The organism is Micromonospora sp. WMMD1274, from assembly GCF_049179035.1.
Taxonomy (GTDB): domain Bacteria; phylum Actinomycetota; class Actinomycetes; order Mycobacteriales; family Micromonosporaceae; genus Micromonospora; species Micromonospora tulbaghiae.
Genome location: NZ_JBMHMG010000001.1, coordinates 5,108,230 through 5,122,270, shown reverse-complemented (window position 1 = coordinate 5,122,270; position 14,041 = coordinate 5,108,230). Strand labels below are relative to the sequence as shown.

General features: G+C 72.4%; 12 protein-coding genes. 4 read left to right on the top strand and 8 right to left on the bottom strand.

Annotated features, from left to right (window positions below):
- Nucleotides 1-53 precede the first annotated feature (53 nt).
- Nucleotides 54-1,142: a GNAT family N-acetyltransferase gene (locus tag ACN27D_RS24345; protein ID WP_421500062.1), complete on the bottom strand. Its 1,089-nt coding sequence runs from the start codon at nt 1,140-1,142 to the stop codon at nt 54-56.
- Between the two features lie 80 nt (nt 1,143-1,222).
- On the bottom strand, nt 1,223-1,927 hold the full coding sequence (locus ACN27D_RS24340; protein ID WP_355113187.1) for an amino acid-binding protein: 705 nt from the start codon (nt 1,925-1,927) through the stop codon (nt 1,223-1,225).
- A gap of 150 nt (nt 1,928-2,077) precedes the next feature.
- Here ACN27D_RS24340 and ACN27D_RS24335 point away from each other — a divergent pair, with 150 nt between their 5' ends.
- Entirely contained in the window at nt 2,078-3,151 is a 1,074-nt protein-coding gene (locus tag ACN27D_RS24335) for a phosphotransferase family protein (protein WP_421500061.1), read from the top strand.
- Entirely contained in the window at nt 3,152-4,363 is a 1,212-nt protein-coding gene (locus tag ACN27D_RS24330) for an acyl-CoA dehydrogenase family protein (protein WP_356999324.1), read from the top strand.
- Nucleotides 4,364-4,385: 22 nt separating this feature from the next.
- Here ACN27D_RS24330 and ACN27D_RS24325 read toward each other — a convergent pair whose 3' ends face one another.
- The 6 genes from ACN27D_RS24325 to ACN27D_RS24300 form a co-directional block, all read right to left on the bottom strand.
- Complete coding sequence (locus ACN27D_RS24325) at nt 4,386-5,432, bottom strand: LacI family DNA-binding transcriptional regulator (protein WP_120570962.1); 1,047 nt, start codon at nt 5,430-5,432, stop codon at nt 4,386-4,388.
- 84 nt (nt 5,433-5,516) lie between these two features.
- On the bottom strand, nt 5,517-6,950 hold the full coding sequence (locus ACN27D_RS24320; protein ID WP_120570963.1) for a GH1 family beta-glucosidase: 1,434 nt from the start codon (nt 6,948-6,950) through the stop codon (nt 5,517-5,519).
- Nucleotides 6,947-7,747 (bottom strand): carbohydrate ABC transporter permease, encoded by an 801-nt coding sequence (locus tag ACN27D_RS24315; protein ID WP_199733042.1) that lies wholly within the window; start codon nt 7,745-7,747, stop codon nt 6,947-6,949. Before ACN27D_RS24315 ends, ACN27D_RS24320 begins: the two co-directional genes overlap by 4 nt.
- Nucleotides 7,748-7,852: 105 nt before the next feature.
- Nucleotides 7,853-8,833, bottom strand: a complete 981-nt coding sequence (locus ACN27D_RS24310) for a carbohydrate ABC transporter permease (RefSeq protein WP_120570965.1) — start codon at nt 8,831-8,833, stop codon at nt 7,853-7,855.
- A 118-nt stretch (nt 8,834-8,951) separates the two neighbouring features.
- Nucleotides 8,952-10,271, bottom strand: a complete 1,320-nt coding sequence (locus tag ACN27D_RS24305) for an ABC transporter substrate-binding protein (RefSeq protein ID WP_120570966.1) — start codon at nt 10,269-10,271, stop codon at nt 8,952-8,954.
- Nucleotides 10,272-10,550: 279 nt separating this feature from the next.
- Nucleotides 10,551-11,096 (bottom strand): plasmid pRiA4b ORF-3 family protein, encoded by a 546-nt coding sequence (locus ACN27D_RS24300; protein WP_199733041.1) that lies wholly within the window; start codon nt 11,094-11,096, stop codon nt 10,551-10,553.
- A gap of 150 nt (nt 11,097-11,246) precedes the next feature.
- Here ACN27D_RS24300 and ACN27D_RS24295 point away from each other — a divergent pair, with 150 nt between their 5' ends.
- Nucleotides 11,247-12,014, top strand: coding sequence for a pyrimidine reductase family protein (locus ACN27D_RS24295; RefSeq protein WP_421500060.1), 768 nt, complete (start codon nt 11,247-11,249; stop codon nt 12,012-12,014).
- A 278-nt stretch (nt 12,015-12,292) separates the two neighbouring features.
- Entirely contained in the window at nt 12,293-14,041 is a 1,749-nt protein-coding gene (locus ACN27D_RS24290) for an ATP-binding protein (RefSeq protein ID WP_421500059.1), read from the top strand.

Below are 14,041 nucleotides of genomic sequence, written 5' to 3'. Positions count from 1 at the left end.
GTGTGCCGCGCCGTTGCGGCGCACCTCCGGGGTCCGGCCGGTCGGCCGTCAGCTCAACTCGACCGCTGCGCGGGCACCGTCACCTCGGCCCGCGCGGCCGGCTCGACCACCGGCCGTGGAGCCAGCGGCAGCGTCGCGGTCAGCACGCCGCCGTCGCGTTCCATCGCCACCGGCCGGTCCAGCCGGCGCAGCGTACGCAGCATCGGCGTGTTCTCGGACTGCACGTGCAGCAGCACGGCGGCGTACCCGGCCCGGTCGGCGTGCCCGACCAGGCGGCGCAGCAGCGCCGAACCAAGGCCGCGCCGCTGCCAGTCGTCGCGGACCAGCAGCGCCGCCTCGGCCTCGTCGCCCTCACCGAGCAGGTTCGCCATCGCCACGACCGGCTCCGCCGCCCCGCCGGAGCCCGCCGTGGCGAGCAGGGTCACGCCCCGGGCCGGCTCCAGCAGCCGGCGCAGCCGGGCCGGCGACGGGTCCGCCGCCCCGCTCAGGTAGCGCCGCTGCCGGCTGCGCGCCGAGCAGGCGGCGTGCAGGTCGCGTACGCCGGGGACGTCCTCGGCGGTCGCGGCCCGCACCGACACCTCGCCGCCGTCCGGCAGCACCAGCGTGATCCGGTCGGCGTCCCGCCGGGCCAGCGTCGCGGCCAGCTCGACCAGGGCCTGCGCGCGGGCGTACTCGGCCGGGGTGAAACTCGGCTCCCGGCGGTGCAGTTCGTGCGCGCCGCCGGCCGGGTCGGCGAGCACCATCGTGGTGCCGCCCACCCCGCCCGGCGCGGTGGCGCACGTCGGACGCCAGGTCACCGTGTCGGCGCCGAGCAGCGTACGCAGCACCTCGCCGGTCGCCTCCGGGTCGCGGACCAGCCGCCCGGCGAGCCCGAGCAGCCGGGTCGGCTCGTCGGCCAGCCCACGCGCCCCGCTGCGCGCGACCCAGCAGTCCCGGCCCCGGCCCCGCTCCACGGCGGCCCGCAGCTCCGCCTCGGTCACCTGCTCGGGCGCGTCGACCAGGAAGTCGTCGACCGCGCCGGCCTCGGTGGTGTGCACCTGCACGCTGAGGATGTTGACCCCGCGCAACGCGAGGCTCGCCGTGAGCACCGACAGGTAGCCCGGCCGGTCGTCCACGGTGGCTCGGATCCGCCACAGCGCCATGGTTGTCTCCCTTCCTCGGCACCGACCATGCCGTCCGCCTGTTGCGGGCCCGTTGCCCCGGGGTGACGCGGGCCGTCCGGTCAGGTGACGGTGGTCACTGGCGGCGTGCCGACCAGGTCCAGCCGGTCGCCGAGGATCACCGCGCTGGCGCGGACGAGCTGGGCGAGCCGGTCCACCTCGGTGGAGTGGAACCCGGCGGCGGCGAGCGGCTCGCTGTGGTCGCGGGCGACCACGAGCACCAGCCCGGCCCGGCCGAACGGCGCCACCGCGTAGTGGTGCCCGTCCGGGCTGGTCATCGAGCGTGCCCGCAGCGGGGTCACCTCCGGCAGGCGCGGCGGCGACGGCGCCCGCCAGCTCGCGTGCCCGATCGCGGCGACGCCGGCCTCGCCGCTGCGCGAGGCCCAGTCCAGCGGTACGACGGCGGCCACCGCCCAGTCCGCGGCGAGCAGCCCGGGCACCGCGTCGACGAGCGTGGCCACCCCGTCGACCGGGTTCGCCGCCACCTGGGCGAGCAGTTCGGCGTCCTGGCCGGTGGTGGTGGGCGCGCCGATCGCCCGCCACACGCCGTCCACCCGGACGCCGGGGATCGCGGCCAGCCCGGCGAGCATCCGCTCCACCCGCGCCGCACCCGGCCAGACCACAGTGAAGTCGTCCACCGCCCGGCCGCCGAGCCGTTCCAGCACCACCACCTGCACGATGTCCGCGCCGGAGACGCCGAGTGTCCGGGCCACCTGGCCGAGCGTGCCCGGACGGTCCGGCAGGGTCACCCGAACTCTCAGCAGCATGTCTGATCCCCTCCGCTCGGCGGGCCGGCCGAGCGGCCGGCAGGCTGGGGCCCAGCCTGCCGGTTGACCATTTCGCCCCTGTTGCAAGGGCATGTCCCGCCGGGAAAACCCGACCTTGACAACAAAGCTGAGCTGCCATCAACTAATCGGATGACCGATCCGGCCGCCGATGTCGCCGCGCCCTCGACCGGTCCGGCCCCGCGCGGGCTCGACCTCGACCGGCTCGCCACCCACCTGGCCGTCCACCGGCCGGACCTGAGCGGGCCGCTGTCGGCGCGGCTGATCGCCGGCGGCAAGTCCAACCTCACCTACCTGCTGCGCGCCGGTGACCGCGAGGTGGTGCTGCGCCGGCCACCGCTCGGGCACGTGCTGGCCACCGCGCACGACATGGCCCGCGAGCACCGGGTGATCTCGGCGCTCGCCCCGACCGGCGTACCGGTGCCGGAGGCGCTGCTGCTCTGCGCCGACGAGAGCGTCATCGGCGCGCCGTTCTACCTGATGGCGAAGGTCGACGGCGAGGTCTACCGGCGGCGGGAGCAGACCGACGCGCTCACCGACGCGCAGCGGCGCGACCTCGCCATGGCGATGATGGACACGCTCGCCACGCTGCACCGGGTCGAGCCGGCCGAGGTGGGGCTGACCGACTTCGGCCGCCCGGAGGGCTACCTGGCCCGGCAGGTGCGCCGCTGGGGCGGCCAGCTCGACCGGTCCCGCAGCCGGCCGCTGCCGGGCATCGACGAGCTGCGCGACGCGCTGGCCGCCAGCGTGCCCGAGGGCGCGAACGCGGGCCGGATCGTGCACGGCGACTACCGGCTGGACAACCTGCTCGCCACCGTCGACCCGGTGGCGGTACGAGCGGTGCTCGACTGGGAGATGGCCACGCTCGGCGACCCGCTGGCCGACCTCGGGCTGCTGCTGACGTACTGGGACGTGCTCGGCGACAGCGACCACGGCGAGGGCAACCCGGTGGCCGACGGCATCGGCCCGCGCGCCGGCTTCCCCACCGGCGCCGAGCTGATCGAGCGGTACGCCGGGCGCAGCGACGTCGACGTCGGCCCGCTGCACTGGCACGTGGCGCTCGGCTGTTTCAAGCTCGCGGTGATCTGCGAGGGCATCCACTACCGGCACACGCTCGGGCAGACGCTGGGCGAGGGTTTCGACCGGATCGGCGACATGGTGGCGCCGCTCGTGGCACACGGGCTGCGCGCGGTGAGGGAGAGCTAGATGGAGTTCGCGTACGACGACCGGACGGTCGAGCTGCGGCAGCGGCTGGAGGCGTTCCTCACCGAGTGCGTGTACCCGGCCGAGCCGGTGCACCACGAGCAGGTGCTCGCCGCCGGTGACCCGTGGGCCCGCCCGCCGGTGATGGAGGAGCTGAAGGCGCAGGCGCGGGAGCGCGGCCTGTGGAACCTGTTCCTGCCCGACGCCCGCTACGGCGCCGGCCTGACCAACCTCCAGTACGCGCCGCTGGCCGAGCTGACCGGCCGCAGCCCGCACCTGGCGCCGGAGGCGCTCAACTGCGCCGCGCCGGACACCGGCAACATGGAGCTGCTGGCCGAGTTCGGCTCCGAGGAGCAGCGGAAGCAGTGGCTCACGCCGCTGCTGGCCGGCGAGATCCGGTCCGCGTTCTGCATGACCGAGCCGGAGGTGGCGTCCTCCGACGCGACGAACATCGCCACCCGGATCGTCCGCGACGGCGACCACTACGTGATCAACGGCCGCAAGTGGTGGTCGTCCGGGGCGATGGACCCGCGCTGCGAGATCTTCATCGTGATGGGCAAGACCGACCCGGACGCCGACCGGCACCGCCAGCAGAGCATGATCCTGGTCCCCCGGGACACCCCCGGCGTGACGGTACGCCGCGGGATGCGGGTCTTCGGCTACAGCGACGCCCCGCACGGCGGGCACGCCGAGATCGACTTTTCAGACGTACGGGTGCCGGTGGACAACCTCGTCGGCGAGGAGGGCACCGGGTTCGCCATCGCCCAGGCCCGGCTCGGCCCCGGCCGGATCCACCACTGCATGCGCCTGGTCGGCATGGCCGAGCGGGCCCTGGAACTGCTCTGCCGTCGGGTGCTCGACCGGGTCGCGTTCGGCCGCCCGCTCGCCGAGCAGGGCGTGGTACGCGAGTGGATCGCCGAGTCGCGGGTCCGGATCGAGCAGGCCCGCCTGCTGGTGCTCAAGACCGCGTGGCTGATGGACACCGTCGGCAACAAGGGCGCGCACACCGAGATCCAGGCCATCAAGATCGCTACTCCGCTGATGGCCGAATGGGTGATCGACAAGGCCATCCAGGCGTACGGCGGGGCCGGGGTCAGCCAGGACACCCCGCTGGCCGAGCTGTGGGCGCAGGCCCGCACGCTGCGCCTGGCCGACGGCCCGGACGAGGTCCACCGCGCCTCGCTGGCCCGCCGGGAGCTGCGCCGCCACTCCTGACCGGCGCCCCGCCCGGGGTGGGTCAGGCGGAGGCCCGGTGGACGAGTTCGGTGTCCAGCAGCACGTGCGGCGAGGGGACCTCCTCGCCGCGGATGCGGGAGACCAGCAGCCGGGCCATCTGCCGGCCCATCTCCTCCACCGGCTGGAACACCGTGGTCAGCGGCGGCTCGGCCTGACGCGCGATCGGCGCGTCGTCGAAGCCGATCACCGCCACGTCCTCGGGCACCCGGCGGCCGGCCTCGCGCAACGCGCGCAGCGCGCCGAACGCCATCAGGTCGGAGGCGACGAACACCGCGTCCAGCTCCGGGCAGACGTCGAGCAGCCGGCGCATGGCGGCGGTGCCGCTGCCCTCGCTGAAGTCCCCGTACGCGATCAGGCCCGGGTCGACGCGGACGCCGGACGCGCGCACGGCCTCCTGGTAGCCGGAGAGCCGGGCCAGGCCGGCGCCCATGTCCTGCGGGCCGGCGATGGTCGCCACCCGCCGGCGGCCCTGCCGGAACAGGTGCTCCACCGCCTGGCGCGCGCCGCCCACGTTGTCCATGTCGACGAACCAGGCCGGCTGCGCGTTCGGGTGCAGCATCCGGGCCGGCCGGCCGCCGAGCACAGTCGGCAGCCCGCGCTCCTCCAGCAGCGTGGGCAGCGGGTCGGCGTCGTGCAGCGAGAGCAGGAGTACGCCGTCCACGTGCTGGTTGGTCAGGTGGTGCTCGACCCGTTCCCGCTCGATCGGCGACTGCACCATGGCCAGCCAGAGCTGCATGGGCGTCTCCACCAGCCCGGAGCTGACACCCCGGACGATGGCCGCGAAGAACGGCTCGGTGAAGACCCGCTCCCCCGACTCGGAGACGACCAGGGCCACCGAGTCGGTCCGCTGGGTGACCAGCGCACGGGCGGCGCGGTTCGGCACGTACCCCAGCTCGGCGATGGCCTGCTGGACGGCGGCCCGGGCCTCCGGGCTGACCTGCGGCGAGCCGTTGACCACGCGGGAGACCGTGCCGCGCCCGACGCCGGCGCGGGCCGCGACCGCGTCGAGGGTCGGACGCCCGAGCGAGCGGGTGCGCTGCGTTGTCATCGTCTGTTGCTCCTCCGACGGTCGGGCGGACCCGGCACCGATTGAGGCGTCGGCGCCGGGCCGCCCGTTACTGGCTGGCCCAGCTTATTGTGCGGGCAGTCCGTTGCGTCGGATCACGTCGGCGTACCACCTGGCGCTGGACTTCGCGATCCGGGCCTGGCTGTCGTAGTCGACATAGACCATGCCGAACCGCTTCGTGTAGCCCCAGGCCCACTCGAAGTTGTCCATCAGCGACCAGGCGAAGTAGCCCTTGAGCGGCACCCCGGCCTCGATCGCGGCGTGCGCCGCGCGCAGGTGCGCGGCGAAGTAGGCCAGCCGGTCCGGGTCGTCCACCCGGCCGTCGACGAGTTCGTCGACGAACGCCGAGCCGTTCTCGGTGACGTAGAGCGGCAGGTCGGTGTACTCCCGGTGGACCCGCTCCAGCGTCTCCACCAGGCCCGGGGCGTCGATCTCCCAGTTCATGTCAGTCACCGGGACACCCCGGGTGACGAACCGGACGTCCTCGCTGCCCGGCCAGCAGGACTGCGCCCGCCAGTAGGGCTCCGGCTCCGCGCCCTCGACCGGCGCGGCCACCACGTGCCGGCTGTAGTAGTTGACCCCGACCATGTCCAGCGGCGTGGAGATGGTCGCCAGGTCACCGTCGCGCACGTGCCCCATGTCGGTGACCTGGCGCAGGTCCGCGACGAGATCCGCCGGGTACGCGCCGCGCAGCACCGGGTCCAGGAAGAACCGGTTCGCCAGCGCGTCGATCCGGCGGGCCGCGTCGGCGTCCGCCGCCGATCCGCTCGCCGGGGTCACCGGGTACAGGTTGACGGTGATGCCGAGCTGTGCCTCCGGGCGGACCGCGCGGACCGCCTGCACGGCCAGGCCGTGCCCGAGCATCAGGTGGTGCCCGGCCCGGACCGCGTCCGCGCCGTCGGAGCGGCCCGGCGCGTGCACGCCGGAGCCGTAGCCGAGGAACGCCGAGCACCACGGCTCGTTCAGCGTGGTGAAGTACTTCACCCGATCACCGAGCGCCTCGGCGACCAGGTGGGCGTACTCGGCGAAGCGGCCGGCGGTGTCGCGGGCCGGCCAGCCGCCCGCGTCCTCCAGCGGCTGCGGCAGATCCCAGTGGTAGAGCGTCAGCCAGGGCTCGATGCCGTGGCCGAGCAGCTCGTCGATCAACCGGCGGTAGAAGTCCATGCCCTCCTGGTTGATCCCGCCGCTACCGCCCGGCTGCACCCGCGGCCAGCTCACCGAGAAGCGGTACGACCGCAGGCCCAGGTCGGCCATCAGCCGCACGTCGTCCGGCATCCGGTGGTAGTGGTCGCACGCCACGTCGCCGGTGTGCCCGGCCACCGTCCGGCCCTCGGTGTGGCTGAAGGTGTCCCAGATCGACGGGGCACGGCCGCCCTCCGTCGCCGCGCCCTCGATCTGGTACGCGGCGGTGGCCGCGCCCCAGAGGAAGTCGGGCGGGAAGGTGAGGGCCGGACCGGCGTCGAGGACGCCGACGGCGGGCGGGCTTGCTGGGTTGCTCACGACTTGACGGCGCCTTCCATGATGCCGCCGATGATCTGGCGGCCGAACAGAACGAACACGATGAACAGGGGCAGGGTCGCGATCAACGTACCGGCGAAGATCTGCGAGTTGTCGGCGAAGTAGGCGGTGTTGAGGCTGCGCAGCGAGATCTGGACGGTCGGGTTGGACGGGTCCGCCAGCACCACGAACGGCCAGAAGAACTGGTTCCACTGCTCCATGAAGGTCAGCAGGCCCAGCACCGCGGCGGCCGGACGCAGCGCGGGTGCCACCACGTGCCAGTACACCCGCCAGGTGGAGCAGCCGTCCACCCGGGCGGCCTCGATCAACTCGTTCGGTACCGCCTGCTCGGCGTACTGGCGCATCATGAAGATGCCGAAGCCGCCGATCAGGAACGGAACGGTCACCGACGGCATGGTGTTCAGCCAGTCGAGCTTGGCCATCAGGATGTACAGCGGCAGCACGCCCAGCTGGATCGGCACCATCATCGAGGTGAGGATGATCAGCAGCAGCGCGTTCTTGCCCCGGAAGCGGAGCTTGGCGAACGCGAAGCCGGCCAGCGAGCCGAAGAACACCGTCGCGACGGTGATCGTCCCGGAGACCAGGAACGAGTTCATCAGGCCCTTGACGATGTTGGCATCGCTGTTGGCGAGCACCCGCTCGATGTTCTCGCCGAGCTTGCCGCCGGGCAGGAACGGCGGCGGCCACGAGTTGGCCGCGTCGTTCGTCCGGCTGGCGATCACGATCATCCAGTAGAACGGGAACAGGGACAGCAGCACGCCGAAGATCAGACCGATCATGGTGAGCGGGCTGGCCTTCCAGAGCCGCTCGGCCTGGTGGGTGGTCTTCACCGGCGGGCTCTGCCGGGTGGGCGGGCGGACGGCGGTGGTCGTCATCTCGTCACCTCACTTGTCGGAGCTGATGCGGCGGGCGAGCAGGTAGTTGATCGCCGACATCAACGCGATGAGCACGAAGAGCACGAGCGCGACCGCTCCGGCGTAGCCCCACCGGAAGCGCTGGTTCATCACGTCGAGCAGGTACATCGTGATGGTCTGGAACTGACCCTCCGAACCACCGGAGAGGCCGCCCGAGCCGCTGGTGAACAGCAGGGGCTCGGTGAACAGCTGGAGGCCGCCGATGGTGGAGATGATCAGCGTGAAGATGATCGTGGGGCGCAGCTGCGGGACCGTGATGGACCAGAACTGGCGCCGCCGGGAGGCGCCGTCCAGCGCCGCGGCCTCGTACATGTCCTTGCTGATCGACTGCATGGCGGCCAGGTAGATCAGCGCGTTGTAGCCGACCCAGCGCCAGTCGACCATGGTCGAGATGGCGAACCAGGACGCGAAGCGGTTCGCCCGCCAGTCGATCGGGTCCAGGCCGACGCTGTCGAGCAGCCAGTTGACCAGGCCGAAGTCCTTGGCGTAGATCATCGAGAAGATCAGCGCGACCACGGCGGTCGAGGTGATGATCGGCATCGCGATGGCCATCCGGAAGAACGTCTGCGCGCGCAGCTTCCGGTTCAGCGCGTTGGCGAGCATCAGCGCCAGCAGCAGCTGGGGCACCGTGGAGAGCAGGAACATGCCGAACGTGTTGACCACCGCGTTCCAGAACTGCGGGTCCTGGGTGATCAGCTCGACGAAGTTGTCCATCCCGACGAACGAGATCGTCGAGTTCAGCGGCGACCGGTCGGTCAGCGCGATCCAGACCGTGTACGCGATCGGGTACACGCCGAACACGGCGAAGATCACGAAGAACGGCAGGACGTACAGGTACGGCGAGTACTTCAGGTCCAGGCGCGTCAGCGAGGCGGCACGGCGGCGCGAGTGACGGGCGGCGCGCGGCGGGCCGGGATCGGGCGGCGCCGCGGCGTGCAGGTCGAGGCTCATGGGGAGTCCTTCTCCTCAGCCGGCGTCACCCGCCACACGGGCGACGCCGGACTCTGCGGGCACCGCGGGTGGCGCCGGCAGCCGGGCTGCCGACGCCACCCGCGGGCGGCTCAACCGGTCACTTACCGGCGGCCGCACCGTTCTTGAGGGCCGTCTGCCACTGCTCGCCGGCCGACTTGCCCTGCTCCACGGCGCGCAGGCTGTTCTCCACCGCGGTGCGGACCGCGTTGTTCTTCGGGCCGAGGTAGACCGGCTTCAGCTCGGTGGCGCCGGCGGCGAAGATCTTGCCGACCGGGGCCTTGCTGAAGTAGTCGTTGGTCGAGTCGGCCACGGCCGGGTCGGTGAGCGCCTGCGGGTTCGAGGGCAGGTTGCCGACCGCCTTGTACGCGCCGATCTGGCCCTTGGCGCTGGTCAGGAACTTGGCCAGCTCCGCGGCCTCCTTCTGGTGCTTGCTCGACTTCGGCACGCCGAGGAAGGAGCCGCCCCAGTTGCCACCGGCGCCCGGCGCCTTGGCGATGTCCCACTTGCCGGCCGCCGCGTCACCGGCCTGGCCCTTGATGACACCGGTCATCCAGGCGGGGCAGGCGATGGTGGCGAAGGTGCCGTTCTTGAAGCCGGCGTTCCACTCGTTGGAGAACGACTGGAGGTTGTTGGACAGCCCGGCGGCGATCATCTTGGTGGTGAGGTCGTACGCCGTCTTCACGTCCGGGTTCTGGTCGATGACCATCTTGTTACTCTTGTCGTAGTACGTGTAGCCGGTGCCCTGGCCCGCGACCTGCATCAGCACCACGTTGTAGAAGTTGGTCGCCGAGTCGACGAACTTGTGCTTCTTGTCGGCGGCGGCGAACTTCTGGCCGGTGGCGATGAACTCGTCCCAGGTCGGCCAGAGCGCGCCGACCTGCTCGCGGTCGGTGGGCAGCCCGGCGGCCTTGAACAGGTCGCTGCGGTAGCACAGCGCCATCGAGCCGACGTCGGTGCCGAGGCCCAGCACCTTGCCGTCGGGGGTGGTGCCCTGCTCCCACTTCCACGGCAGGAAGTTGCCCTTGAGGTCGTTCGCGCCGTGGTCGGCGAGGTTCACGAACTTGTCGGCCTGCGCGTAGAACTGGACGATCGTGCCCTCTTCCAGGGCCACCACGTCGCCGGCGCCCGAGCCGGCGGTGATCTGCTGGGTGAGGCGGGTGTTGTAGTCACCGAGGCCGAGGCCCTTGCCCCGCTCCTGGATCTTGACGTTCGTGTGCTCCGCCTCGTACTGCTTGTACAGCTCTTCGTAGCCGAAGCCCTGGTCGCCGAAGACGTCGACGACCAGGGTGATCGGGCCGCCGCCGCTGCCGCTGTCGCCGCTGTCCGAGTCGTCGCCGCAGGCGGCGGTGGTGCCGAGCACGACGACGGACGCGAGCGCGATGGCCGCGAAGCGCCGACGACGGATTGGGACGCTCATCCGAGACCCCTCTTTCGGTGGTGAGGCGATATCTGCTGTGTGGTGGGGGGTGCGTTTCGCGCGGGCCGGAGCGGGCAGGAGGGAGATCCGCACCACTCTCGGGAGCGCTCCCATGAGGTTGCCGGGAGGTGACAGGGGTGTCAATAGACCATTGGGAGCGTTCCCATTTCGTTACCGCGTCGGCGCGCGGCCCCGGTCCGAGGGCCGCCGGCTCAGCGGTGCGGGCCTCGCTCGGTCAGCGGCGCGGTGGTTGCTTCCGGCGCTGCGGTGGCCGGTTGCTCAGCAGCAGCGGCGCAGCAGGACGGTGGCGCGGTCCGGGTCGAACACGGCCGGATCGAACGCCGGGCCGGCCCACTCCCGCATGGCCGGGTGCTCCGGATGCCCGGGGTCGGCGAGCGCGGCCAGCAGGACCGCGTACCCGGCCGGACCGCCCACGTCCTCCGGCGGGCAGGCCCGCTCCCCGTCCAGGCACAGCGGGTAGCGCTCGTCCGGGTCGGCGGCGCAGCAGTCCTCCACCACCAGGTCGTGCTCCCACCAGTCGCCGAAGTCGTAGGTGTAGCGGAACCGGTCGCCCTTGCCCACGAGCGCGTCCAGCCGGACGTCCAGTTCGTCGCGCAACGACAGCTCGCCGTCCGGGTCGGGCTCGCCGTACTGCCGGCCGTCGACGTCGAACGAGTGCAGGTGGCAGTCGCGCCAGCCCATCGCGTGCTGGATCACCCGGTGCAGCCGGTCCAGCGTGTAGCCGCCGGGCACCAGCACCCGCCGCCACACCGGTGGCCGGACGCCGGCCAGCGACACCATGAGCTGGAAGATCTGACGCGACACGACGTCCCATCCTTCCTGGGCATAGGCTGCCTGCATGATCTGCCGAGCCTGCCGGGAACGGCGGCACGACGACTGTCCTGGCCGGAAGTGGTGCGACTGCCAGCACCGTACCCCCGAACCCACCCCTCCGGTCACCGGTCCGGCCGGCGAATGACCGTCGGAACCCCGATCGAACGGATCTGGCCCGCACCCGTCACCGGTGCGCTGACCGATCCGCAGCTCACCGCGCTCTACGGCCGGGCGGACCGTCCGCACCTGCGGGTCAACTTCGTCGCGAGCGCCGACGGTGCGGTCACTCTGGACGGCTACTCCGCCGGGCTCTCCGGCGAGCCGGACAAGCGGGTCTTCGGGCTGCTGCGGATGCTCTGCGACGGTCTCGTGGTGGCCGCCGGCACGCTGCGGCACGAGGGCTACCGGGCGGTGCGGCTGAGCCCGGAACGCCGGGCCTGGCGTCGCGAGCAGGGGCTGGCCGAGTACCCGACGCTGGTGGTCGTCTCCGGTTCACTCGACCTCGACCCGGCGCAGGCCGCGTTCGCCGACGCCCCGGTCCGGCCGGTCGTGCTCACCCACGCCGACGCCGTACCGCCGCCCCGGCTGACCGACGTCGCCGACGTGGTCCGCTGCGGCACCGACCGGGTCGACCTCGCCGCGGGCCTGGCCGAGCTGCGCCGGCGCGGACTCGACCAGTTGCTCTGCGAGGGCGGCCCGCACCTGTTCGGCGCGCTCACCGCCGCCGACCTGGTCGACGAGCTGTGCCTGACCGTGGCGCCGCTGCTCGCCGGCGCCGGTCCGGGCCGGATCACCGCCGGGGACGCCGGCGTCCCGCGTCACCTGCCGCTGCGACACGTGCTGGTCGCCGCCGACGGGGTGCTGATGCTGCGCTACGCCCGCGACCCCGCCGAGACACCGCCCGCCTGACCCGCCCACGGCCCACGGCTCGCGAGATCTTGGTAGCAAACGGCCCCTATAAGGGGCCCTTTCGTACCAAGATCTCCGCGCCGTCCTGACTGGCGGGCGAAAGGAGATGGCGAACGTGGAGGAAACGCACGCATCGTGATCGGGCGGATCCGGGTGGCTACCGTTCGGCGCACGGGTGACGTGGCGTCCGCCGCGTCGCGTGGCAACCTGTCGCATCCCTCGGGCAGGATGCACGACGTGCACCGCCAACGGTACGACCAGCCGACCGGAGACCGCCGATGACCGACGACCAGCTCGACGGGCCCGGCGAGGGTGTCGGCCGGGTGCTCGGCACCGCCGACGCCACCCCGCTCACCTTCTGGACCGCGGTCGCGCCGGGCAGCTACCTGCAACTCGACGACGTGGTGGTGACCCGCCGCGACCTGCCCGACCGCGAGCCGGTGACGATCGCCGGGGTGGTGACCCAGGTGCGCGCCCGGCACGAGGGGGCGCAGTTCGACTCCGACGTCTTCGCCATCGCCGACGGCACGCTGCCGGCGCAGGTGCAGGAGGCGGCCGAGGTGACCACCACGCGGGTCGACCCGGAGTTCTACGTGCCGCCCACGCCGGGTGCCGTGGTGCACCGGGCCGAGGGTGACGCGCGGGCGCGGGCGCTGCACTTCGACCGGATGGAGCGGCGGATCCCGATGGGGATGGGCCGTGACGGCGTGCCGGTCTACCTCAACGCCGACTTCCTCGACGGCACCCGGGGCGCGCACGTGTCGATCTCCGGCATCTCCGGTGTCGCCACGAAGACGAGCTTCGCCACGTTCCTGCTCTACTCGGTGTTCCGCTCCGGCGTGCTGGGCGGCGACGCGGTGAACGCCAAGGCGCTGATCTTCAACGTGAAGGGCGAGGACCTGCTCTTCCTCGACCACCCGAACAGCCGGCTCGACGATCCGACCCGGGCGGCGTACGCGAAGCTGGGCCTGGACGCGGGCGCGTTCCCGGACGTGCGGGTGTACGCCCCGCCGCGGGTCGGCGACTCCTCCGGCACGCCCGATGTGAGCAGCCGGCTCAGCGGCGTGGACAGCTTCTACTGGACGTTGTCCGAGTTCTGCGCCGACCGGCTCCTGCCGTACGTGTTCGCCGACGCCGACGACGAGCGCCAGCAGTACACGATGGTGGTCCACTCGGTCGCCGCCCACCTGGCCCGCTACGCGCAGCCCGCCGACGGCGGTGTCAGCATCGACGGGGTGCGGCTCGGCTCGTACGCCGATCTGGTCGACCACGTGGTCGAGCAGCTGAACGACGACGAGACGCGCGGCGAGTGGGCCGGCAGCGCGGTCGGGCTGGGCACGGTGAACGCGTTCGCCCGACGGCTGATCGGCAGCAAGAAGGACCTGGGCCGGCTGATCCGGGGTGACCTGGCGACCCGCCGCCCGCACTCGATCAACACGGCGGAGAGCGCCCAGGTGACTGTGGTCGACCTGCACAACCTGCCGGACCGCGCGCAGCGGTTCGTGGTCGGCGTGACGCTCAAGAGCGAGTTCGAGCGCAAGGAGAAGGCCGGCACGGCCAAGCCGCTGCTGTTCGTCGTGCTCGACGAGCTGAACAAGTACGCGCCGCGGGAGGGCTCGTCGCCGATCAAGGAGGTGCTGCTCGACATCGCCGAGCGGGGCCGCTCGCTGGGCGTGATCCTGGTCGGCGCGCAGCAGACCGCCAGCGAGGTGGAGCGGCGGATCGTCACCAACTCGGCGATCCGGGTGGTGGGCCGGCTCGACCCGGCCGAGGCGTCCCGCCCGGAGTACGGCTTCCTGCCGCCCGCCCAGCGGCAGCGGGCGCTGCTGGCCAAGCCGGGCACGATGTTCGTCAACCAGCCGGACATCCCGGTGCCGCTCTGCCTGGAGTTCCCGTTCCCGGCGTGGGCCACCCGGGTCTCGGAGGCGGGCCGCGCGCCCTCGGAGACGCTACGGTCGATCACCCAGGCCGCCGATCCGTTCGCGGTGGTCGGCTCCGGCTCCTCCGACGACGACATCCCGTTCTAG